The following is a 22,503-nucleotide window of genomic DNA, read 5'->3' as shown; positions in this document are numbered from 1 at the left end:
ACCGGTCGGCCCTGGCGGGCCTCCCGGGCTTCGGGGGCGCTGCGTCGGACTCCGTCCGCCGAAGGGGCCTCGCCCGATCCGGACGGGCGGGAACGGGCTAGAAGCCCAGCTTGCGCAGCTGCTTGGGGTCGCGCTGCCAGTCCTTGGCGACCTTCACGTGCAGGTCGAGGAAGACCGGGGTGCCGAGCAGCGCCTCGATGTGCTTGCGCGACTTCATCCCGACCTCCTTCAGCCGGGCGCCCTTCGGGCCGATGATGATGCCCTTCTGGCTCGGCCGCTCGATGTAGAGGTTGGCGTGGATGTCCAGCAGGGGGCGGTCCGCCGGGCGGTTCTCCCGGGGGATCATCTCCTCGACGACCACGGCGATGGAGTGCGGGAGCTCGTCCCGTACGCCCTCCAGCGCGGCCTCGCGGATCAGTTCCGCGACCATCACCATCTCGGGCTCGTCGGTGAGGTCGCCCTCCGGGTACAGCGGCGGGCTCTTCGGCAGCATGGGCGCGATCAGGTCCGCCAGCAGCTGGACCTGGGTGTCGCCGACCGCCGAGACGGGGACGATCTCGGCCCACTCGAAGCCGAGCTCCTCGGCGAGCTGGTGCACGGCGATGAGCTGCTCGCCCACCACCTTCGACTCGACGAGGTCGGTCTTGGTGATGATGGCGATCTTGGGGGTCTTCTTGATCCCCGCGAGCTCCTTGACGATGAACTTGTCACCGGGGCCGAGCTTCTGGTCCGCGGGCAGGCAGAAGCCGATCACGTCGACCTCGGACCAGGTCGCGCGCACGACGTCGTTCAGCCGCTCGCCGAGCAGCGTGCGCGGCTTGTGGAGGCCGGGCGTGTCGACCAGGACGAGCTGGGCGTCGGGGCGGTGCACGATGCCGCGGACCGTGTGGCGGGTGGTCTGCGGCCGGTTGGAGGTGATCGCGACCTTGGTACCCACGAGCGCGTTGGTCAGGGTCGACTTCCCCGCGTTGGGACGGCCGACGAAGCATGCGAAGCCCGCACGGTGCGGGCTGGTGGTCTCGGGGGAACGATCGCTCATACGGGCCATTCTCCCCGATGCGGCTCCCAGCGCCGACCAGGCCGCCGCCAGGAGGGCCAGAGCGGTCGCGAGCAGGACGTTCAGGGCGGGGTGCGCGGCGTGTCCGGCGGCGGCCCGGGCGGCCGTGCCGTCGGCCCGCGCCACCACCGCGACCTCGGCCCATTCCAGGGCGGGCGGGTCCGCCCAGTGCGCGGTGAGCCGGACCCGCTGGCCGGGCAGCAGCTCGGCGGGCAGGCCGGTGAGGGGACGGGAGATCAGTTTCCGGCCCAGCGCCCCGGAGGCGGTCAGAGTGGCGCGGGGGCGCAGGGTGACGTTGCCGAGGTTGTGGAGCGTGTACGAGATCTCCGCGCCGGCGGCGGCGCCGCGGGCGGTGGCGGTGCGGAGGTCCTCGACCGCCAGGGCGGGGGCGGTGGGACCGGTGACCCGCAGGTAGACGCGGGCGGCGACGGCCTGCTGAATCCCTATCCCCTGAGTGGCGGCGCCCGGCCGGTCCTCCAGGGCGACGACGGCTCCAGGATGGTCGCCGGGTTCGGCCCGGTCGGGGACGGTGAGGGTGAAGCCGACGTCGACCGCCGTCTTCGCCGGGACGGTGATCCGCTCCCGCGCCAGCGCCGTCCAGGCACCCGTGGCGGTGCGCGGCTCCTCGGGCCCGCGCAGGGCGAAGCCGCCGTCGCGGGCGGTGTTGTAGGCGTCGGCGGCGTAGAGGCGGAAGGTGCGGGGGCGGTCCGTGCGGTTGGCGATGGTGACGGAGTCGGTGACGCTCTGGCCGGGGCCGGCGGCGAGGTAGAAGTACGGCCGCTGCCCGATCGTGTTGGCGGCGGGCAGCACGGACCACTGCCCGTTGTCGGCGGCGGCGGCGGGTCCGGCTCCGCCGAGCAGGAGCATGCCGAGCCCCACGAGCACGGCGGCGGCCGCCGACCCGGCCCGGCGCGGCCACGCCCGCGCAGCCGGTGCCGGTGCCGGTGCCGGTTCCTCGCCTGCGGCACGCCGGTGGGACGCGCGCCCGGGGCGGTCCCGCGGGGTTCCTCTCCCCGCCCCGCCACTCCCCCGTTCCCCGGGGCTCCGCCCCGGACCCGTTGCCGGGTGCGGCGCCGTTCCCGGTGGCCAACCCCCGGACCCCCGCTCCTCAAACGCCGGAGGGGCTGGATTTCGCTGATGTGGCCCGCACAAACAGGCCGGCGCCGGCCAGATCCAGCCTCGCCGGCGTTGGAGGCGCGGGGTCTGGGACCGAGCCCCAGGGGGTCCGGTCACAGCCCGGGGAACCGGCGAAGGGCGGGGCGGGGAGACGGCCCCGCGCAGCGGCGCAGGGGCTGCGGAGGGGCTGGGCCGGGTCACGACAACGTCAGCGTCAGCACCGCCGTGTAGGCGCCCGGCGGGGTGTACGGGGGGACCTGGAGGGTGACGGCCGCGTCGACGGTGAAGGTGCCGCCGACGAGGGTGGCGTCACCGGTCGAGGCCAGGACCGCGCCGTCGGGCCCGACCGTGCCCGCGCTGCCCGGCGCACACGCGCTGGGGCTGCCGGGCGCGGCCTCACACGTCGGGGTCCAGCTCAGGGAGGCACCCGGGATGCGGAGCCCGCCGGCACCCGTGAAATCGGTGACCTTGCCGATCAGGGACCACCCGGCCGGCCCGCCGCGGGCGTCCTTGACGGTGACGGTGCCGATCCGGCCGGCCGCCGCGCCACCGTCCCCGTACGGGACCGCGGCCAGGGTCACGGCGTCGCCCTCCTGGGTCATGCCCAGCTCGCCCGGCTCCACGACCGCCGTCACCGTCTGGCTCCCCGGCGGCAGCGGAACGGCGACGATCACCGTGTACGCGGCCGGGCCGGAGCCCCGCTCCGGAGTCCAGGCCGCGCCCTCGTACGCCACGACGGCGGTGGTCGCCCGGTCCGTGACCGGCAGCTCCGCGAGGACCACGCCGAGCTCGTCGGCCTTGGCGGTGACCCGGTCGGCGGTCTCCGCCGCACCCGCCCGGCCCGCCACGGTGACCTCCGCACCGGGCACGAAGCCGGCTCCGGTGACCTTGACCTTGGCGCCCGGGCCGCCCGCGGCCGTGCCGAGCGCGACGGCGCGCACGTTGGCCGTCGGCAGCGGGCTCGCGGTGATCCGCTGCGCCACCGGGGCCCCGCCCGGGAGCGGAGCCGGCGCCGGCAGCGGCAGCGGCCCCGGAGACGACGAGGCCGACGGGGACGGCGTTGGAGGCGGCGGCACCTCCGAGGCCGAAGCCGACTCCGAAGCCGACGCCGACGCGGAAGGCTCCGGTCCCGGCTCCACGCCCCCGGCGACCGCGCACACGGTGTCGAGTTCGAGGAGGTGCCCGGTGTGCAGGGTGTAGCCGCCCGGGGCCAGGGTGATCTCGCCGGGAGCGGTGACGGTGAAGGTGCCGGTCATGGTGACGGCGGGCAGCGCCCCGCCCACCGCGACGGGGTCGTTGCGCTTGGCTCCGACGACCGTGACCTCGCCCTGCTGCGCGCCTCCGAGGACGATCCGCCCGGTCGGGGTGAGGGCGTCGCCGGGCAGCGCGACCGAGAGGGGGTTCACGGCGGGGGTCCGGGCCACCTGGTAGGTGACGGTGACGGTGTCGCCCACGCGCGGCGTCACGTCGTCCACGGTGACCCGGGCGGTGGTGGGCCCGTCGGCCGGCGGCAGTCCGGCTTCCTGGGGCGGCAGGCAGTGCGTCGGGAACTCGACCTGCCCGGGAGGCGTCTCCCCCTCCGCCGCCGCGGGGGTGCTCAGCGCGCCCCCGGTCGCCGCGGCCAGTACCGCCATGCCGACGGCCGCCGACCATCCTCTGTGCCGCGCCGTCGTTCGCGCCGAAGTCCGCACTGACCGCCCCCTGGGATCCCGTACCCCGCCAGGGGGACATTCACGAGCGGGCGGGGGGATAAGTCAATGCACGGACCCCGCAGGAACTGATGTCCCATCAGGAGATGGCAGGGTGCCGTCGAACGCGGTACCCGGCGCGGCCGCCCTGAAGGTCCGCCGGTAGGACGTCGGGCTCACGCCGAGCGCCGCCTGAACGTGCTTGCGCAGGGACTGCGCGGTCCCGAATCCCGCCTCCCGGGCCACGTGTTCCATCGGCAGCTCGGTCTGCTCCAGCAGGGCCCGGGCCCGCTCGACCCGCTGCCCGGTGATCCATTCGCCCGGGCTGAGCCCCGATTCCTCGCGGAACCGGCGCGTGAAGGTCCGTACCGACATGGCCTCCTGCCGGGCCAGGTCACTCAGCCGCAGCGGTTCGTGCAGCCGGTCCAGTACCCAGGCGCGGGCCGCGGTGGTGCTCGCCTGCTGCGGCTCGGGCACCGGGCGGTCGATGAACTGCGCCTGCCCGCCGTCGCGGTGCGGCGGTACGACGGTGTACCGGGCGGTCTGGTTGGCGACGGCCGCACCGTGGTCGCGGCGCACGATGTGCAGGCACAGGTCGATCCCGGCGGCGACTCCGGCGGAGGTGAGCACGTCCCCGTCGTCGGTGTAGAGCACGTCCGGGTCGACCAGGACGGCCGGGAAGGTCTGCTGGAAGTGCCCGGCGGCGGACCAGTGGGTGGTGGCCCGACGGCCGTCCAGGTACCCGGCGGCGGCGAGCACGTAGCCGCCCGTGCAGATGGAGACGAGCCGGGTGCCGGGCCTGATGTGCGCGAGGGCGGCGGCCAGTTCGGGGGTGAGCCGGCCCTCCGAGTGGACCGGGCCCAGCTCGTAGGAGGCGGGGACGACCACGGTGTCGGCCGTGGCCAGCAGTTCGGGGCCGTGCTCGACGTGGATGTCGAAGTCGGCGTCCGTGAGCACCCGGCCGGGGGCGAGCCCGCAGGTGAGGATCTCGTAGAGCGGCCGCCCGGTCGCGGGGTCCTTCGCCCGCCCGAAGATCCGGTGCGGGATCCCGAGCTCGAAGGGCAGCAGCCCGGCGAGGGCGAGTACGACGACACGGTGGACCCGGTGGACCCGGTGCGCGTGAGGCTCCATGGCCCGATCATATCGAAGCATGTCGGTCAGGCCACTGTCGTACGGGCACCCGGCGGCCGGAAACTGTCGTCGTGACGCAGACAGAACCGGGCCCCGGCCCCGCCTCCGGCGCTTCCACCGGCCCCTCCCCCGCACCGACGCCCACCTCCGGCACGCGCGCCGGTACCGGCACCGGCGCCCCCGCCGACGCACCGCCGCCCCGGCGGCACCGCGTCCACCGCGCCTGGTTCGTCGCGGCCGTCGCCTTCGTGACGATCATCGGCGCCGCCGGCTTCGCCTCGCTCCCCGGCCTGCTCATCGAGCCGCTGCACGAGGAGTTCGACTGGTCGCGGGGCACGATCGGCCTCGCCGTCTCCGTGAACCTCGCGCTGTACGGGCTCACCGCGCCGTTCGCCGCCGCCCTGATGGACCGCTTCGGCATCCGCCGGGTCGTCGCGATCGCGCTGACCGTCATAGCCGGCGGCACGGTGGCCACCGTGTGGATGACCGCCTCCTGGCAACTGGTCCTCTACTGGGGCGTCCTCGTCGGGCTCGGCAGCGGCTCGATGGCCCTGGCCTTCGCCGCGACGGTGACCAACCGCTGGTTCACCGCCCGGCGCGGCCTGGTCACCGGCATCCTGACCGCCGCCGGGGCCTCCGGCCAGCTGGTGTTCCTGCCACTGCTGGCCTGGCTGGTCGAAAACCACGGCTGGCGCCCCGCGGCCGTCACCGTCTCGCTGGCGGCGCTGGCCGTCGTGCCCTTCGTCTGGCTGCTGCTGCGCGACCACCCGGCGGACATCGGGACCACCCCGTACGGGGGCCCGTACACGCCCAAGCCGCCGCCCGTGCCCGGCGCCGCCCGCCGGGCCGTGGGCGTCCTGCTCAAGGCGGCCCGGACCGGCCCCTTCTGGCTGCTGGCGGGCACCTTCGCGATCTGCGGGGCCTCCACCAACGGCCTGGTGAAGACCCACTTCGTGCCCTCGGCCCACGACCACGGCATGCCGGTGACGGCGGCGGCCGGGCTGCTCGCCGTGATCGGCGTCTTCGACGTCATCGGCACGGTGTTCTCCGGCTGGCTGACGGACCGCTTCGAATCGCGCCGCCTGCTGGCCGTGTACTACGCCCTGCGCGGGATCTCCCTGCTCTTCCTCCCGATGCTGCTGGCCCCGACCGTGCACCCGCCGATGGTGTTCTTCATCGTCTTCTACGGCCTGGACTGGGTCGCGACGGTCCCGCCGACGATCGCGCTGTGCCGCGAGCACTACGGGGAGGACGGCGCCATCGTCTTCGGCTGGGTCCTGGCCTCGCACCAGGTCGGCGCCGCACTGGTGGCCTTCCTCGGCGGCCTGGCCCGCGACGCCTTCGGCTCGTACGACCCCGTCTGGTACGCCTCGGGCGCCCTGTGCGCGATGGCGGCCCTGATGGCGATGATCATCCGCCGCCGGACCCCCGCCGACGCCGTCGGGGCGGTCGCGGCCTGACGACCGCCCCGGTACGGGGCCGCGCCTTCGCTGCCAGGATGAGCCCGTGGACGACACGGGCGGGGCAGCGGCGGCGGACGAGCTGGTACGGGCGGCGCGGGCCGGGGACGGCGCCACGGTCTCGCGGCTGCTGAGCCGGGGCGTCGCCGTGGACGCACGCGACGCCGACGGGTGGACGGGGCTGGACACCGCCGTGCGGGAGGGCCGGGACGGCGTGGTGCTCCTGCTCCTCGCCTCCGGCGCCGACCCCGAGCAGGTCACGGGCCCGTACGACGAGGAACTGCCGCTGGTCCAGGCGGCGACCAGGGGCCACACCGGCATCGTGCGACAGCTGCTCGCCGCCGGCGCCGACCCCGACCGCGCCAATGGGCTGCGCGCCACCGCGCTGGGCCGTGCGGGGGCCGAGGGCCACACGGAGACGGCCCGGGTCCTGCTGGAGCACGGAGCCGATCCGGGCATCCGCTGGAAGGCACTGACCCCCGCCGAGTGGGCGACCCGCTTCGGCCACACCGGGACGGCAGAGTTCCTGCGCACCCGGGCCGCCGGGCCGGCGGCCCGGCCCCGGGCCTAGGCCGTTTCCTTCGGATCACCTCGCTGACCAGATATGGATGGCGGCGAGGTGGAGTCCGGAGAGGTAGATGGTGGCGGTCTTGTCGTAGCGAGTGGCCAGGCCGCGCCATTGCTTGAGTTTGTTGATGCAGCGTTCGACGGTGTTCCGCTGCTTGTAGGCCTCGCGGTCGAAGGCCGGTGGCCTGCCGCCACGGCTGCCGAGGCGTTTGCGGTTGGCGAGTTGGTCGGCGGGTTGCGGGATCACCGCGCGGATCCCGCGCCGACGCAGGTGGGAACGGATCGCGCGGGACGAGTACGCCTTGTCGGCCAGGACCACGTCCGGTCTCGCTCTCGGTCTGCCGACTGGCCGGGGAACCCGCAAGCGGGCCATGAGCTGCGGGAACGCAGGTGCGTCACCGGATTGGCCAGGCGTGATGACGAAGGCCAGAGGCCGGCAGCGGTTGTCGGCGGCCAGGTGGACTTTCGTGGTCAGTCCGCCGCGGGATCGTCCGAGGGCATGGTCGGCGGGCTCGCCGTCCGGGGCCCCTTTTGGCGGGCCCCGGCAGCGTGCTGGTGGGCACGGACGATCGTGGAGTCGACCGAGACGACCCAGTCGAGGTCGCCTTCGGCGTCGGCCTGGGCCAGCAGGGCGGTGAAGACCCTTTCCCAGGTTCCGTCGGCGGCCCACTTCCGCAGTCGGTTGTGAGCGCCCTTCCACGACCCGAAGGACTCGGGCAGGTCCATCCACGGCGTCCCGGTCCGGTACTTGAACGCGATCGCGTCGATCACCTGCCGGTGATCACGCCACCGACCACCCCTCTTCGGCGTCCGCTCCGGCAACAACGGCTCGATCCGCGCCCACTGCGCATCAGTCAACGACACACATCAACCAACGATCAGATGATCCGAAGGAAACGGCCTAGGGGCCTGTCGTCAAACTCCCGCCTGCCGCGCTTCGGGCGACGACGAGAGTTTGACGACAGGCCCTAGGATCCGGCCGCAGTCGTCGACTTCAGGGTGCCGTCCGGGCCCGCCAGGAGGACCGGGGTGTCCGGGCCGCCGAGGTCGCGGACCGCCGCGCGATCGGCGTCGGAGGGGGCCTCGGCGGCGCTGACGACGGCCGCCGCCTCCAGGGACTGGGCGCCGCTGGCCACGGCCATCGCGACGGCCGTCTGGAGGGCGCTCAGCTTCAGGGAATCCAGCGCCACGGTTCCGGCGACGTACGTACGGCCGGTCTCGTCCCGGACCGCCGCCCCCTCGGGCACGCCGTTGCGGGCCCGGGCGCTGCGCGCCAACGTGATGATCTTGGTGTCTTCGGGGTCGATCCCGGTGCTGTCGGTCATAGCCCGAAGCATATGGAGCGCGTCGGCGGGGCCGCACGACGACCCCGCCGACGCGCTCTCCCCTCCACCCCCGGTGTCCCCCCGGGATCTTGGTGGCGCAGGGATAAAACTAAGCGCTGCGTAAGCGCGGGCGCGGCCCCGAAGGTCCCGTGATCGATGACCTTGGACCCTTCCCGGATTCCACGACCCGGAACGCCGGAGCGCCGGGAAGCCGGGGGCGGGGAAGCCGGTGAGCAGGAAAGCCGGGAGCCGGAAACCCCGGCCCCGGCCGACCCCGGGCGGCCCCCGCCCCTACGGCCGGTCGAGCCGCAGCCGCTCCGCCTTCGGCAGGCCCGCGACCACCAGGTCGTACGAGTCCTCGACCAGCTCCCGCACCAGCGCGTCGGCCAGGGCCCCCGGCCCGCCCGCGGTCACGGTGTTCCAGTGCCGCTTATTCATGTGCCAGCCCGGCACGATCGCCTCGTGCTCCGCCCGCAGCGCCACCGCCCGCTCCGGATCGCACTTGAGGTTGACCTTCAGCGGCTCGCCGTCCAGCGCGCTGAGCGCGAACATCTTCCCCAGCACCTTGAACACCGAGGTCTCCGGGGTGAAGGGGAACTCCTCCACGGCCGCGTTGAACCCCAGGCAGAAGTCGCGCAGCTCCGCCGGCGTCATTCCGTCTCCCCGTCCGATTCCTCCGCGGGAGCCACCGGCTCCACCAGCACGGTCACGATCTTGTTCCGCCGTCCCGCCGGGGACTCCGCCGTCAGTCGCAGCGGCCGCCCGTCGGGCAGGTCCACCACCGCCGAGGCGCCGGCGATCGGGACCCGGCCCAGCGCCTTGGCGAGCAGTCCGCCGACCGTCTCCACGTCCTCGTCGTCGAAGGAGTCCACCTTGAACAGTTCACCGAGATCGGTGATGTCGAGGCGCGCGGTGACCCGGTAGCGGTCCCCGCCCAGCTCCTCCACCGGGGGGATTTCCCGGTCGTACTCGTCGGTGATCTCACCGACGATCTCCTCGAGGATGTCCTCGATGGTGACGATGCCGGCGGTGCCGCCGTACTCGTCGATGACGACCGCCACGTGGTTGCGCACCGACTGCATCTCGCGCAGCAGGTCGCCCGCGTTCTTGGTGTCCGGCACGAACACCGCGGGCCTTATCGCGGTGGAGACGAGGTCGCTCTCCGCGTCCCGGCTGATGTGCGTCTTGCGGACCAGGTCCTTCAGGTACACGATGCCGACGATGTCGTCCTCGTTCTCCCCGGTCACCGGGATCCGCGAGAACCCGGACCGCAGCGCGAGCGTGGTCGCCTGACGGACCGTCTTGTACCGCTCGATGCAGACCAGGTCGGTGCGCGGCACCATGACCTCGCGCACGAGGGTGTCGCCCAACTCGAAGACCTGGTGCACCATGCGGCGCTCGTCGTCCTCGATCAGCGATTCCTTCTCCGCGAGGTCGACCATCGCGCGCAGCTCCGCCTCGGAGGCGAAGGGCCCCTTGCGGAAGCCCTTTCCGGGTGTGAGCGCGTTGCCCAGGAGGATCAGCAGTTGCGGGACAGGCCCCATGATCCGGGCGAGCGGCACGAGGACGTACGAGGCCGCCGTCGCCGTGTTCAGCGGGTGCTGCCGGCCGATGGTGCGCGGGGACACGCCGACCGCCACGTAGGACACGAGCACCATCACGGCGATGGCCACGAGCAGTGCGGTCCAGTTCTCCCCGAACTCGTCGAGGCAGACGTACGTGACGAGCACGCCCGCCGCCATCTCGCAGGTGACCCGGACCAGCAGGGCGACATTGACGTAGCGGGTGGGGTCGCCGGCGACCTGCGCCAGCTTCGCGCTGCCGCGCCGGCCCTCCCGTACGGCCTGCTCGGCGCGGAAGGCGGAGATCCGGGCGATCCCGGACTCGGCGCACGCGGCGAACCAGGCCACCACCACCAGCAGGACGGCCCCGGTGATCAGCTGGAGATCACCGGTCATGAGACGGTCGGGGCCGGGGACGGGCCGGTCACGCCGTTCTCGTCGCGCCATCCGTCGACGATGGCGGCCTGGAGCCCGAACATCTCGGCCTTCTCGTCCGGCTCCTCGTGGTCGTACCCGAGCAGGTGCAGCACCCCGTGGACGGTCAGGAGCTGGAGCTCCTCGTCCATGGAGTGCTGCGTCGGCGCGTCCTCGCCCTGCTTCTTGGCGACTTCGGGGCAGAGCACGATGTCACCGAGGAGCCCCTGCGGGGGCTCCTCCTCGTCCTTCTTCGGCGGACGCAGTTCGTCCATCGGGAAGGACATGACGTCGGTGGGTCCGGGCAGGTCCATCCACTGGATGTGGAGCTGCTCCATCGCGTCCTCGTCCACGACGATGACGGAGAGCTCCGAGAGCGGGTGGATCCGCATCCGGGCGAGTGCGTAGCGGGCGATGTCGAGGATCGCCCGCTCGTCGACATCGGTTCCGGACTCGTTGTTGACGTCGATCGACATGGTGCGCTTGTGTCTACTTCCGCTGGAAGCCGTTCCGCGACTGCTTCGCGTCCTGGCTGTCGTCGTACTTCTCGTACGCGTCGACGATACGGCCGACCAGCTTGTGCCGGACGACATCCTCGGACGTGAGCCGCGAGAAGGCGATGTCCGGAACTCCTTCGAGGATGTCCTGCACCTGCCGCAGACCGCTCTTGGCGCCACCCGGAAGGTCCACCTGGGTCACGTCGCCGGTGACGACGATCTTCGAGTCGAACCCGAGCCGGGTCAGGAACATCTTCATCTGCTCGGGGGTGGTGTTCTGCGCCTCGTCGAGCACGACGAACGCCTCATTCAAAGTGCGACCCCTCATGTACGCCAGCGGCGCCACCTCGATCGTGCCCGCCGCCATCAGCCGCGGGATCGAGTCCGGGTCGATCATGTCGTGCAGGGCGTCGTAGAGCGGCCGCAGGTAGGGGTCGATCTTGTCGAAGAGGGTGCCGGGGAGGAAGCCGAGGCGCTCGCCGGCCTCCACCGCCGGGCGGGTCAGGATGATCCGGCTGACCTGCTTGGACTGCAGGGCCTGGACCGCCTTGGCCATGGCGAGGTAGGTCTTGCCGGTACCGGCGGGGCCGATGCCGAAGACGATCGTGTGCTTGTCGATCGCGTCGACGTAGCGCTTCTGGTTCAGGGTCTTCGGGCGGATGGTCCGGCCGCGGCTGGAGAGGATGTTCTGGGTGAGCACCTCGGCGGGCGTCTCGTCCGGGCCCCCGCCGTTGCCGCTCGACTTGAGCATGGCGATCGAGCGTTCCACTGCGTCCTCCGTCATCGGCTGCCCGGTGCGGAGCACCAGCATCATCTCGTCGAACAGTCGCTGGATCAGCACGACTTCCGCCGTCGAGCCGATCGCGCTGACCTGATTGCCCCGAACATGGATGTCGGCCTTCGGGAAGGCCTTCTCGATCACGCGCAACAGGGCGTCGCCCGAACCGAGGACGGACACCATCGGATGCGTGGCCGGTACGGAGAAGTGGGCTCTTGCCTGCCCCGGCGCGGGGGTCTTGGCTGTCGGTGTCTGAGTCATGGGCCGGCACTGTGGCCTGCGCATACCTCCCACTGAGGGGCCGCGCCGATCGACGGCCACCGGACTTCCAAGCCTACGTCGCCGCCGCGCCATCCCCGAGGGGTTTTACGGGGTCCCCTACGGGCGCCGGGGCCGCCGGCCCGATCCAGCCCGCCGGCGTTTGCCCAAACCAGCCCCTCCGGCGTTTGAGGAGCGGGGCTCGGGGGCCGGCCCCCGCAACGGCGCCGCACCCGGCCTGACCACCCGGGCCCGGACCGCCCGGGGTCGGGGGCGAGGCCCCGCACGCCCCGTACGCGTTCCCCGGGCCGGCCAGGCCTACGCCGACTGCCGGAAGCCGATCGTCGGGACCGCCCGGCGCCGGCTGGCGGGCTCCGCGGCCCGCGGGACGATGTCGTCCAGGAAGCCGTACCGCCCCCGCAGGGCCTCCGGGGCGGTGCGCCACCAGTGGGCGACCTCCGTCCAGCCGGGGGCCGACAGGGAGCCGCCGAACTCCTGCACCGACAGCGCGGCCGTCAGGCCCGCGAAGGCGAGCCGGTCCGCGAGGGGCCACTCGGCGAGGGTGCCGGTGAGGAACCCCGCCACGTACACGTCGCCCGCCCCGGTCGGATCCAGCGCGTCGACCGCGATCGCGGGCACCTCGGCCGTCTCCCCGGTCCGCCCGTCCACCGCGTACGAGCCCTCGGCGCCCATCGTCACCACCGCGATCGGCACCTTCTCGGCCAGCGCCCGGGCCGCCGCGCGCGGGCAGTCGGTGCGCGTGTAGGCCATCGCCTCCCCCGCGTTGGGCAGGAAGGCCTCGCAGTGCTCCAGGTCGGCCAGCGCCCCGAGGTCCCACCGCCCGCTGTCGTCCCAGCCGACGTCGGCGAAGACCCGGGCCCCGCGCCGGGCCGCCTCGGCGACCCAGGCCTCGCCGCCGCCCGGGCCGAGCGAGGCCACGGCCGCGCGGGCGCGGGGCGGGCACTGGGGGAACGGTCCGGGGCCCGCCGGGGGCGGGGCCTCGTGGCCGTGGGAGACCATCGTGCGCTCGCCCTCGTAGGCCATCGAGACGGTGACGGGGCTGTGCCAGCCGGGCACGGTCCGCGACATCGACAGGTCGATGCCCTCGCCCTGTTCGAGCGCGTCCCAGCAGTACTCCCCGTAGTGGTCGTCCCCGAAGGCGGCGGCCAGGGAGGTGCGCAGGCCGAGCCGGGCGAGGGCGGTGGCCATATTGGCGACGCCGCCGGGGCTGGAACCCATGCCGCGCGCCCAGGACTCCGTGCCGCGCACGGGGGCCGATTCGAGGCCGGTGAAGATGATGTCGAGGAAGACCGTTCCCGTCAGGAAGACGTCGCAGCCGGGTTCATGGGGGTCGCGCAGCGGACCGAGCGGGTCCACGGCGGAGTCGAGGCTGTCCCGGCTGCTGCGACTGGTCACGATGTACTCCCCGTTCGGTCGGTGCGCGTTCTGAGCTTGGCGGTTCGTTTCTTCAGCGGGTCGTTCTTCCATGGGCTTCCCGATCGGACTTCCTGATGGGATTCAACCCACGACCGCCTCCGGGCCCTCCCTCCCGGGCCGACCCGGAATACAGTGTGACGCAGATCACCGCCCGAACGCCCTTCTCGGAGGATCGGGCATTTTGATAGATATGAGCCCCCGCGGTCTTGCGGAATCTCACGCTCCACCTGCACATCCTGGAACACCCGTGCCCGACCGCACCCCCGCGCCGCCCGCCGCCTGGCCGCTCGTCGCGCTCTTCACCTCCGGTTACGTCGCCCCGTACCTGCTGCCGACCGTCGTCGGCCGGCTCGACGCGCACCTCCCGCTGAGCCCCGCGCAGGCCGGACTGATCGGCTCGGTCCTGCTGCTCGGCTCGGCCGCCGCCGGATTCACCCTCGCCTCCCGCATCCCGCGCCTCGGGCCCCGCCCGCTGGCCCGGCTCGGGCTGTTGCTCGCCGTCCTCGGGTACGGCACGGCCGCCGCCACCGCGCAGCTGCCCCTCGTCATCGCGGGCGCCGTCGTCGGCGGCTTCGGCTCGGGCACGGCCACGGCCGTGGCCGCCTCCGGGATCGCGGCGCAGCGCGACCCGCACCGGACCTCCTCGCTGGGGCTGCTGTCGGTGTCGGCCACGGCCGGGGCCCTGTACCTGACCCTGCCCCGGCTGGGCGGCGGGCACGGGCTGCCGTTCGCGGCGATCGCCCTGGTCGCGCTGGTGTGCTGGCCGGCGACGGGCCGCCTGCCCGGGGCCGATCGCACGGAGGCCACGGAGGCCGCGGACCTCGCCCGCCGCACCGGCCTCGGCGACCGCGGCGGCCCGGCCGTACGGGCCTCCGGGCGGCTCCCGTACCCGCGCGCCGGGGTGGTGCTCGCCGGGGCCCTGATGCTGTGGTCGCTGGCCCAGAACGCCCTGTGGGGCGTCAGCGGCCGCATCGGCGCGCAGCAGGCGGGCCTGTCCGAGGTCACCCTCGGCATCGTCTTCGCGGCCGCGCTCGGCGCCGGGCTGCTCGGGGTCACCGGCGCCTCCCTGCTCGGGTCCCGGCTCGGGCGGGCGGTCCCGGTGGGCGTGGGCACGGTGGTCATCGCCTGCTGCGTGGTGCTCGCCTCGCAGGCGCGGGACTTGGGCGCCTTCGCCGCCGGGGAGATCCTGTGGAACGCGGTCTACCCCGTCGTGCTCTCCTACGCCATCGGCCTCGCCGCCGCCCTCGACCCGCGCGGGCGGTGGGCCGTCCTGGTCGGTTCCGCGTCCTCGCTCGGCGTGGCCTGCGGGCCCGTCACCGGGAGCCTGCTCGCCGAGGCCGCGGGGTTCCCCGGCATGGGGCTGGGCCTCGGCATCCTGCTGCTGGCGGTGGCCGGGCCGATGGCCGGGGTCGCCCTGCACGTCGGCGGCCGCCCGCTGACCCCGGGCTCGGTGCGACGCCGCGGCGGGGCCCCGGCGGCCGTGCTCGCCGCCGGAGCCGGGACGCCGGCCGGTTCGGTGCCGCGGGTCGGCGCGCAGGAGCTGGAGGTCGTGGAACTCCCGCAGCTCCGGCCCCGCCCCCTGCGCCTGCCGCCGCTCCGGGTCCTGCTGCTCTCCCCGGCGGCGGCCCGCCGCGGCCGGGACCGCACCCGCCGCCGGACCCGCACGGGCGTCTAGGCCACCGGCGGCGTCAGCCACATCCAGCCCCGCCGGCGTTTGAGGCGCGGGGTCTGGGGCGGAGCCCCAGGGGGTCCGGGCGCCGCCCGGGGAACGGGCGAAGGGCGGGTAGGGGAACTCCGCCCCGCGCAGCGGAACGGTCGCGGCCGGGGAAGGGCTCCGCGCAAGCCGCCGCGGGCGGCCCCGCGGGGCCGCGCTACCCGGGCTGTCCGGCCCGCTTCGGCACGGGAACCCGTACGAGGTCCGCCGCGATCGTGAGCTCGCCCTCGAACCCGGCCGCACGGGCCTGGCGTTCGAACTCCGACGGGTCGGTGTAGCGCTGCGAGAAGTGCGTCAGCACGAGGTGCCGCACGCCCCCGTCCCGGGCCACCCGGGCGGCCTGTCCGGCGGTGAGGTGCCCGTGGTCGGTGGCCAGTCGGACGTCCTCGTCGAGGAAGGTCGACTCGATGACCAGCATGTCGCAGCCCGCCGCGAGCTCCTCGACGCCCTCGCAGAGCCGGGTGTCCATGACGAAGGCGAACCGCTGTCCGGCGCGCGCCTCGCTGACCTCGTCGAGCGTGACTCCGCCGAGGCTGCCCTCGCGCTGGATCAGCCCCACGTCCGGCCCCTTGATGCCGTGGAGCGCGAGCAGTTCGGGCCGCATCCGGCGCCCGTCGGGCTCGGTGAGCCGGTAGCCGAAGGACTCCACCGGGTGCGAGAGCCGTACGGCGTCCAGGGTGTACGCGTCCCCGCGCGCCAGGACCCCGTCCTCGGCCACCGGCTCCTCGGCGAGCCGCACCGTCTCGTGGTAAGCCGTGGCGTACCGCAGCCGGTCGAAGAACTTCTGCCCGGAGGCCGGGTAGTGGGCGGTGACGGGGTGCGGGACCCGGTCCAGGTTGATCCGCTGGATGACCCCGGCGAGACCGAGGCTGTGGTCACCGTGGAAGTGGGTGACGCAGATCCGGTTGATGTCGTGCGCGGCCACCCCGGCGCGGAGCATCTGGCGCTGGGTGCCCTCGCCGGGATCGAAGAGGATGCCCTCGCCGTCCCAGCGCAGCAGGTAGCCGTTGTGGTTGCGGTGGCGGGTGGGCACCTGGCTGGCGGTGCCCAGCACCACGAATTCTCTTGCGGACACGGTTTATCCCGGGGGCCATTCGAAGCCACGGCCGCCGAGGACGTGCGCGTGGGCGTGGAAGACGACCTGGCCGGCGCGGGCGCCGGTGTTGAAGACCAGCCGGTAGGCGTGGTCGGGGAGCCCCTCGTCCGCCGCGACCCGGCCGGCCTCGGTCAGGACGTCGGCGGCGATCCCGGGCTCCGCGGCCGCGAGGGAGGCGGCGTCGGGGTAGTGCGCCTTCGGGATGACGAGGACGTGGGTGGGCGCCTGCGGGTTGATGTCGCGGAAGGCGACGGTCGTGTCCGTCTCGCGGACGACCGTGGCGGGGATGGTCCCCGCGACGATCTTGCAGAACAGGCAGTCGGCCTGCGGTTCCCCGGCCATGTGCTGAGCCCTTCGTGACGGGTGATCGATTCCGGCATCGTATCCACCACCGCCCACCGGCCCCGTCAGGGCCGACAGCCCGTCACGGCCGTCACGGCCGTCAGGACCAGCGACCCGTCCGCGCCAGCAGCACCGCCGCCGCGGCCGTGCCCGCCGTCGAGGTGCGCAGCACCGAGCGGCCCAGCCGGTACGGGTGCGCACCGGCCGCGGCGAAGGCGGCGAGTTCGTCCGGGGAGACCCCGCCCTCGGGTCCGACGACCAGGACGACGGAGCCGGCGGCGGGCAGTTCCGCGGTGGCCAGCGCGCCCGAGGGGGCGTCCCGGTCCTCGTGCAGGACCATCGCGAGGTCGGCCTCCGCGAGCAGCGTCGCGACCTGCTTGGTCGACAGCGCCTCCTCGACCTCGGGGAAGCGGACCCGGCGGGACTGCTTGCCGGACTCGCGTGCGGTGGCCCGCCACTTGGCGAGGGATTTGGCGCCCCGGTCGCCGCGCCACTGGGTGATGCAGCGCGAGGCCTGCCAGGGCACGATCGCGTCGACGCCGGTCTCCGTCATGGTCTCGACGGCGACCTCGCCCCGGTCCCCCTTGGGCAGGGCCTGGACGACGGTGATCCGGACGGCGGGCTCCGGCTCCTCGAAGACCCCGGACACGGAGACGACGAGGCGGTCCTTGCCCTCGGCTGCCGTCACGACGGCCTCGGCCCAGCCTCCCCGGCCGTCTGTCAGCACGAGCGCCTCGCCGGGGGCCAGCCGCTTCACGGAGACCGCGTGGCGGCCCTCGGAGCCGTCCAGGACGAACTCCGGCCCCGCGGGAACCTTTTCGACCACGAACACCGGGGCGGTCATGACGCACTCCTCATCTGCATTGCCTTCAACGCGTCCTGTGCCGCGCCGAGTTCCGCCGCGAGCACCTCCACCAGTTCCCCGGCCGGCAGGGCCCGCGCCAGCCGGTGCCCCTGGCCCGCCCACAGGGCCATGCCCTGCGGGTCCCCGGCCGCGGCGGCGGCCTTGCGCAGCGGCGCGGTGAGGTGGTGGACCGCCGGGTACGCGGCCGGGGCGTACGGGCCGTGCTCGCGCATGAACCGGTTGACCAGTCCGCGGGCCGGCCGCCCCGAGAAGGCCCGGGTCAGCTCCGTCCGGACGAACAGCGGGTCGGTCAGGGCCTTCTTGTGCAGGGGGTGCGCGCCCGACTCCGGGCAGGCCAGGAAGGCCGTGCCGAGCTGCGCGGCCTCCGCGCCCGCGGCGAGCAGCGCGGCGATCTGCGAGCCGCGCATCAGGCCGCCCGCCGCGATGATCGGGAGGGCCACGGCCTCGCGCACCTGCGCGACGAGCGCGAGCAGGCCGACCCCGGCGGTGCCGTCGCCCTGCGGGTCGTCGCGGTGGGTGCCCTGGTGGCCGCCCGCCTCCACGCCCTGGACGCACACGGCGTCGGCGCCGGCCGCCTGGGCGGCGCGGGCCTCCTCGACGGAGGTGACGGTGGCGATCGTGTACGTACCGACCTTGCGCAAACAGGTGAAGGCCGCGGGCGCGGGCAGGCCGAAGGTGAACGAGACCACGGGTACCGGGTCCTCGATGAGAATGGCCAGTTTGGCGTCGTAGCCGTCGTCGCTGGTGCCGATGATGTCCTCGTCCGCGAGGGAGATCTCGTACCAGGACGCCTCGCTGGCGAGGTGCCCGCGGTAGGCCTCCAGGGCCGCCGGGTCCACGTGGGAGGTCTGCGGCAGGAAGAGGTTGACGCCGAAGGGACGGCGGGTGAGCGCGCGCAGCCGCTTGATCTCCTGGTACATGCCGTCGGCGGTCTTGTAACCGCCGGCGAGGAAGCCCAGCCCACCCGCTTCGCACACGGCGGCCGCGAGCGGCGGGCAGGACGCGCCGCCCGCCATGGGCGCCTGCACGATCGGGTACGCGAAGAGACCGTTCGGTGCGGAGGACATGAGCTGCATCGTGCCATGTCCCGCTCACGGGACCGAATCACGGCATTCGCCTGGCATAGTCCCCTTCACCGGGGTGCCCGAATACCGCCGCCGCCCTGCCGCCGCCCCGCCGCCCCGCATGCCGCGAGCCCGGTCCGGGGCATCCCCGGACCGGGCTCGCAGGTGTTCTCGTACGCTGCTCCGCGCGCGGCTCAGCGCCCGTTGAAGGCGTCCTTCAGGCGGCTGAACAGGCCTTGCTGACCCGGCGCGAACTGGCCCATCGGCCGCTCCTCGCCGCGCAGCTTGGCCAGCTGGCGCAGCAGGTCCTCCTGCGCCGGGTCCAGCTTGCCGGGGGTGGTGACCTCGACGTGCACGATCAGGTCGCCGCGCCCGCCACCGCGCAGGTGGGTGACGCCGCGCCCGTGCAGCGGGATCGCCTGCCCGGACCCGGTACCGGGCCGGATGTCGATCTCCTCCAGGCCGTCCAGGGTCTCCAGCGGGCACTTGGTGCCCAGGGCCGCCGCGGTCATCGGGATGGTGACCGTGCAGTGCAGGTCGTCCCCGCGCCGCTGGAAGGTCGGGTGCGGCAGCTCGTGGATCTCCACGTACAGGTCGCCGGCGGGGCCGCCGCCGGGGCCGACCTCGCCCTCGCCCGCGAGCTGGATCCGGGTGCCGTTCTCGACGCCGGCCGGGATCTTGACCGTGAGGCTGCGGCGGGAGCGGACCCGGCCGTCGCCCGCGCACTCGGGGCACGGGGTCGGGACCACGGTGCCGAAGCCCTGGCACTGCGGGCAGGGGCGCGAGGTCATGACCTGGCCCAGGAAGGACCGGGTGACCTGCGAGACCTCACCGCGGCCGCGGCACATGTCGCAGGTCTGCGCCGAGGTGCCGGGGGCGGCGCCCTCACCGGAGCAGGTGGTGCAGACGACGGCCGTGTCGACCTGGATGTCCTTGGTCGTGCCGAAGGCGGCCTCGTCCAGTTCCAGGTCGAGGCGGATCATGGCGTCCTGGCCGCGGCGGGTCCGCGAGCGCGGTCCGCGCTGCGAGGACTGGCCGAAGAAGGCGTCCATGATGTCGGAGAAGTTGCCGAAGCCACCCGCTCCGAAGCCGCCGGCCCCGCCGCCGCCCGAGGAGGACAGGGGGTCGCCGCCGAGGTCGAAGACCTGCTTCTTCTGCGGGTCCGAGAGGACCTCGTAGGCCGCGTTGATCTCCTTGAAACGCTCTTGCGTCTTGGGATCGGGGTTCACATCCGGGTGCAGCTCGCGTGCGAGCCGCCGGAAGGCCTTCTTGATCTCGTCCTGCGATGCGTCGCGGCGCACGCCGAGAACGGCGTAGTAGTCCGTGGCCACTTACGACTCCGCCAGGATCTGTCCGACGTAACGTGCCACTGCGCGTACCGCTCCCATCGTTCCGGGGTAGTCCATGCGGGTCGGTCCGACCACGCCGAGTTTGGCGACTGCTTCGCCGCCCGAACCGTAGCCGACCGAGACGACGGACGTGGAGTTCAGTCCCTCGTAGGCGTTCTCATGCCCGATCTTTACGGCCATTCCCGACTCACTTGCCTCGCCCAGCAGCTTGAGGAGCACGACCTGCTCCTCCAGCGCTTCGAGCACCGGCCTGATCGTCAGGGGAAAATCGTGTCCGAAGCGGGTGAGGTTGGCGGTGCCGCCGATCATCAGCCGCTCCTCCGCCTCCTCGACCAGCGTTTCGAGGAGGGTGTCGAGGACGGCCTTCACCGTCACCCGGTCCTCGGTCTCGAAGGACTCCGGAAGGTCCTTCACCAGCGGCGGCACGTCGGTGAACCGGCGGCCGACGACAATGCTGTTGAGGCGGGCCCGCAGGTCCGCGAGCGAGGTGTCCGCGAAGGGGGTCTGGCAGTCGACGAGCCGCTGCTCGACCCGGCCGGTGTCCGTGATGAGGACCAGCATCAGGCGGGCCGGGGCCAGCGAGAGCAGTTCCACGTGCCGGACGGTGGACCGGGTGAGCGAGGGGTACTGGACGACGGCGACCTGCCGGGTCAGCTGCGCGAGCAGCCGCACCGTACGGCCGACGACGTCGTCGAGGTCAACGGCCCCGTCGAGGAAGTTCTGGATGGCCCGGCGCTCGGGCGTCGACAGCGGTTTGACCCCCGCCAGCTTGTCGACGAAGAGTCGGTAGCCCTTGTCGGTGGGGATCCGGCCCGCGCTGGTGTGGGGCTGCGCGATGTAGCCCTCGTCCTCCAGCACGGCCATGTCGTTGCGCACGGTGGCGGGCGAGACGCCGAGCCGGTGCCGCTCGGTGAGCGCCTTGGAGCCGACCGGCTCCTCCGTCCCGACGTAATCCTGGACGATGGCACGCAGCACTTCGAGTCTGCGTTCGCTGAGCATCGCGCGCACACCTCCATCGTTTCCGTCGTTCGCGGCTTCGGCAGGCCCTGCCTGCTGGCACTCTGAGCGTTCGAGTGCCAGAGATCCCCCGGTCAGTGTACGGCGGGGTGGTACACCCCTAGCAAGGGCGGCCCGCCAAGGTAGCGTCGCGGCATGGACGTGCGTTGGGAAGAGGCGGGCTGGGAACGGCTCACCGAACGGGCCGGCCGCAAGCGCCTGCCGGTGTGGGATTGCACCGTGGGACTGGTGGTGGGCGAGGATTCGGCCCTTCTGATCGACCCCGGGTCCTCCCTGCGGGAGGGCGCGCTGGTGCGCGCCGAGGCGGAGCGGCTGGCGGGGCGGCGCGTGACCCATCTCGCATTCACACACGGACATTTCGACCACGTGCTGGGCGGAGCGGCGTTCGCGGGGGCGGAGGTCTACGGCCCGGTCGGGCTGGACGCCCTGCTCTCCGTGAGCCGGGACGAGCTGCGGGCCGACGCGGTGCGGCACGGCCTCGCGGAGGCGGAGGCGGCCGAGGCGGCGGACCTGCTGGTGCTCCCCCGGCACCTGGTGTCGGGCGAGTGGACGCTGGACCTGGGCGGGGTACAGGTCCTGCTGGCGAACGTGGGCCCGGGACACACCCGGCACGATCTGGCGGCCTTCGTGCCCGGTGCGCGCGAGGTGGTCTTCTGCGGCGACCTCGTCGAGGAGTCGGGCGAGCCGCAGGCGGGCCTGGACGCGGTGCCCCGGCAGTGGCCCGCGGCACTGGACCGGCTCCTCGCCCTGGGCGGGGACGACGCTCTGTACGTGCCGGGTCACGGAGCGGTGGTCGACGCGGCCTTCGTCCGTGCCCAACGCGACACACTGGCGGCCCGTTTCGGCGTGTCGGACACGTGAGCGGGCCCGCTCTCCTACCCTCGGCCGGATGCGCGAGTACTCCCCCGACCTGACCCCGCAGTGGAAGCGCTCCAAGCCCGTCCCCGAGGTGCCGGCCGATCCGGACCTGGTGGTCGAGGTGGCGGGTACGGACTTCTGCGGCGCGGTGGTGGCCTGCGAGGCGGGCACGGTGACCCTGGAGGACCGCTTCGGCAAGCGCCGCGTGTTCCCCCTCGAACCCCGCGGCTTCCTCCTGGACGGCGCCGTGGTGACCCTGACCCGCCCGGCCCGGGGACCGGCCGCACCGGCCCGTACGGCCTCGGGCTCCCTCGCCGTGCCCGGCGCCCGGGCACGGGTGGCCCGGGCGGGCCGGATCTACGTGGAGGGCCGCCACGACGCCGAACTCGTCGAACGGGTCTGGGGCGACGACCTGCGGATCGAGGGGGTCGTGGTGGAGTACCTGGAGGGCATCGACGACCTCCCCTCCGTCGTCGCCGACTTCGCCCCCGCGGCCGACGCCCGGCTCGGCATCCTGGTGGACCACCTGGTCCCGGGCTCCAAGGAGTCCCGCATCGCCGCCGCGGTGACCTCCCCGCACGTCCTGATCGTGGGCCACCCGTACGTGGACGTCTGGCAGGCGGTGAAACCCTCCGCCCTGGGCATCCGCTCCTGGCCGGTCATCCCGCCCGGCCAGGACTGGAAGACGGGCATCTGCCGCGCCCTGGGCTGGCCGGAGAACACCGGAGCCGCCTGGCAGCACATCCTGTCGCGCGTGACCTCGTACAAGGACCTGGAGCCGACGCTGCTGGGCGCGGTGGAGCACTTGATCGACCACGTGACGGCGTAGCCCCGGGCGCGAGGCGAACCCTGCGGGGCCGTCCCCTACCCGCCCTTCCGCCGTTCCCAGGGGCTCCGCCCCAGACCCC

Annotated in this window: 21 protein-coding genes and 1 pseudogene; 5 read left to right on the top strand and 17 right to left on the bottom strand. The window is 73.5% G+C overall.

The annotated features are described in order from the left end of the window. Window positions 1-97: 97 nt before the first annotated feature. The 4 genes and pseudogenes from era to OG730_RS27945 all read right to left on the bottom strand — a co-directional run bounded on the left by era (window position 98) and on the right by OG730_RS27945 (window position 4,992). The gene (era, locus tag OG730_RS27960) at window positions 98-1,048 is read right to left on the bottom strand and encodes a GTPase Era (protein WP_374213701.1); all 951 of its coding nucleotides are present in this window, start codon (window positions 1,046-1,048) and stop codon (window positions 98-100) included. 507 nt (window positions 1,049-1,555) lie between these two features. After that, window positions 1,556-1,924: pseudogene (locus OG730_RS27955) on the bottom strand (WxL protein peptidoglycan domain-containing protein); the annotation flags it as partial. 446 nt (window positions 1,925-2,370) lie between these two features. After that, on the bottom strand, window positions 2,371-3,807 hold the full coding sequence (locus OG730_RS27950; RefSeq protein ID WP_327306815.1) for a WxL domain-containing protein: 1,437 nt from the start codon (window positions 3,805-3,807) through the stop codon (window positions 2,371-2,373). A gap of 120 nt (window positions 3,808-3,927) precedes the next feature. After that, the gene (locus tag OG730_RS27945) at window positions 3,928-4,992 is read right to left on the bottom strand and encodes a GlxA family transcriptional regulator (protein WP_327306814.1); all 1,065 of its coding nucleotides are present in this window, start codon (window positions 4,990-4,992) and stop codon (window positions 3,928-3,930) included. Between the two features lie 71 nt (window positions 4,993-5,063). Here OG730_RS27945 and OG730_RS27940 point away from each other — a divergent pair, with 71 nt between their 5' ends. Together OG730_RS27940 and OG730_RS27935 are read left to right on the top strand one after the other, a co-directional pair. Further along, entirely contained in the window at window positions 5,064-6,452 is a 1,389-nt protein-coding gene (locus OG730_RS27940; protein ID WP_327306813.1) for an MFS transporter, read from the top strand. A 46-nt stretch (window positions 6,453-6,498) separates the two neighbouring features. Continuing rightward, entirely contained in the window at window positions 6,499-7,023 is a 525-nt protein-coding gene (locus OG730_RS27935; protein ID WP_327306812.1) for an ankyrin repeat domain-containing protein, read from the top strand. Between the two features lie 15 nt (window positions 7,024-7,038). Here OG730_RS27935 and OG730_RS27930 read toward each other — a convergent pair. The 7 genes from OG730_RS27930 to OG730_RS27900 all read right to left on the bottom strand — a co-directional run bounded on the left by OG730_RS27930 (window position 7,039) and on the right by OG730_RS27900 (window position 13,341). Further along, window positions 7,039-7,883 (bottom strand): IS5 family transposase gene (locus tag OG730_RS27930; RefSeq protein WP_442815035.1). Its coding sequence is split into 2 segments (ribosomal slippage): window positions 7,039-7,527 and window positions 7,530-7,883, totalling 843 coding nucleotides; the frame shifts between segments, so codons are not numbered across the junction. A 104-nt stretch (window positions 7,884-7,987) separates the two neighbouring features. Continuing rightward, window positions 7,988-8,344: a cytidine deaminase-like protein gene (locus tag OG730_RS27925; RefSeq protein ID WP_327306811.1), complete on the bottom strand. Its 357-nt coding sequence runs from the start codon at window positions 8,342-8,344 to the stop codon at window positions 7,988-7,990. Window positions 8,345-8,635: 291 nt separating this feature from the next. After that, window positions 8,636-8,998 carry an MmcQ/YjbR family DNA-binding protein gene (locus tag OG730_RS27920; RefSeq protein ID WP_327306810.1) on the bottom strand — a complete coding sequence of 121 codons (363 nt, stop codon included), beginning with the start codon at window positions 8,996-8,998 and terminating at the stop codon, window positions 8,636-8,638. Continuing rightward, window positions 8,995-10,302: a hemolysin family protein gene (locus tag OG730_RS27915; protein ID WP_327309450.1), complete on the bottom strand. Its 1,308-nt coding sequence runs from the start codon at window positions 10,300-10,302 to the stop codon at window positions 8,995-8,997. The genes OG730_RS27920 and OG730_RS27915 overlap by 4 nt, the downstream gene beginning before the upstream one ends. After that, complete coding sequence (gene ybeY, locus OG730_RS27910) at window positions 10,299-10,796, bottom strand: rRNA maturation RNase YbeY (protein WP_327306809.1); 498 nt, start codon at window positions 10,794-10,796, stop codon at window positions 10,299-10,301. The genes OG730_RS27915 and ybeY overlap by 4 nt, the downstream gene beginning before the upstream one ends. Window positions 10,797-10,809: 13 nt before the next feature. After that, window positions 10,810-11,856, bottom strand: coding sequence for a PhoH family protein (locus tag OG730_RS27905; protein WP_327306808.1), 1,047 nt, complete (start codon window positions 11,854-11,856; stop codon window positions 10,810-10,812). Window positions 11,857-12,171: 315 nt separating this feature from the next. Further along, a complete protein-coding gene (locus tag OG730_RS27900; protein WP_442815034.1) occupies window positions 12,172-13,341 on the bottom strand; it encodes a carbohydrate kinase family protein in 1,170 nt (389 codons plus the stop codon). 196 nt (window positions 13,342-13,537) lie between these two features. Here OG730_RS27900 and OG730_RS27895 point away from each other — a divergent pair, with 196 nt between their 5' ends. Beyond that, a complete protein-coding gene (locus OG730_RS27895) occupies window positions 13,538-14,965 on the top strand; it encodes an MFS transporter (RefSeq protein ID WP_327306806.1) in 1,428 nt (475 codons plus the stop codon). Between the two features lie 196 nt (window positions 14,966-15,161). Here the strand turns inward: OG730_RS27895 and OG730_RS27890 are convergent, their stop codons facing one another. The 6 genes from OG730_RS27890 to hrcA all read right to left on the bottom strand — a co-directional run bounded on the left by OG730_RS27890 (window position 15,162) and on the right by hrcA (window position 20,719). Beyond that, window positions 15,162-16,079 carry a ribonuclease Z gene (locus OG730_RS27890; protein ID WP_327306805.1) on the bottom strand — a complete coding sequence of 306 codons (918 nt, stop codon included), beginning with the start codon at window positions 16,077-16,079 and terminating at the stop codon, window positions 15,162-15,164. Between the two features lie 3 nt (window positions 16,080-16,082). Further along, window positions 16,083-16,442 (bottom strand): histidine triad nucleotide-binding protein, encoded by a 360-nt coding sequence (locus tag OG730_RS27885; protein WP_327306804.1) that lies wholly within the window; start codon window positions 16,440-16,442, stop codon window positions 16,083-16,085. A gap of 100 nt (window positions 16,443-16,542) precedes the next feature. Continuing rightward, window positions 16,543-17,286: a 16S rRNA (uracil(1498)-N(3))-methyltransferase gene (locus tag OG730_RS27880; RefSeq protein ID WP_327306803.1), complete on the bottom strand. Its 744-nt coding sequence runs from the start codon at window positions 17,284-17,286 to the stop codon at window positions 16,543-16,545. Then, window positions 17,283-18,374 carry a nitronate monooxygenase gene (locus tag OG730_RS27875; RefSeq protein ID WP_327306802.1) on the bottom strand — a complete coding sequence of 364 codons (1,092 nt, stop codon included), beginning with the start codon at window positions 18,372-18,374 and terminating at the stop codon, window positions 17,283-17,285. Before OG730_RS27875 ends, OG730_RS27880 begins: the two co-directional genes overlap by 4 nt. A gap of 191 nt (window positions 18,375-18,565) precedes the next feature. Next, window positions 18,566-19,702 carry a molecular chaperone DnaJ gene (gene dnaJ / locus OG730_RS27870; RefSeq protein ID WP_250739430.1) on the bottom strand — a complete coding sequence of 379 codons (1,137 nt, stop codon included), beginning with the start codon at window positions 19,700-19,702 and terminating at the stop codon, window positions 18,566-18,568. Next, on the bottom strand, window positions 19,703-20,719 hold the full coding sequence (hrcA, locus tag OG730_RS27865; RefSeq protein WP_327309449.1) for a heat-inducible transcriptional repressor HrcA: 1,017 nt from the start codon (window positions 20,717-20,719) through the stop codon (window positions 19,703-19,705). It abuts the gene before it with no gap. A gap of 153 nt (window positions 20,720-20,872) precedes the next feature. On the opposite strand from hrcA, the gene OG730_RS27860 reads away from it, so the two are divergent. Together OG730_RS27860 and OG730_RS27855 are read left to right on the top strand one after the other, a co-directional pair. Beyond that, window positions 20,873-21,598, top strand: coding sequence for an MBL fold metallo-hydrolase (locus OG730_RS27860; RefSeq protein ID WP_327306801.1), 726 nt, complete (start codon window positions 20,873-20,875; stop codon window positions 21,596-21,598). 28 nt (window positions 21,599-21,626) lie between these two features. Then, on the top strand, window positions 21,627-22,424 hold the full coding sequence (locus OG730_RS27855) for a DUF3097 domain-containing protein (RefSeq protein WP_327306800.1): 798 nt from the start codon (window positions 21,627-21,629) through the stop codon (window positions 22,422-22,424). The last annotated feature ends 79 nt before the right edge of the window (window positions 22,425-22,503 follow it).

Origin of the sequence: Streptomyces sp. NBC_01298 (assembly GCF_035978755.1) — a bacterium.
Lineage (GTDB): Bacteria > Actinomycetota > Actinomycetes > Streptomycetales > Streptomycetaceae > Streptomyces.
This window is presented reverse-complemented; position numbering and strand designations above follow the sequence as displayed.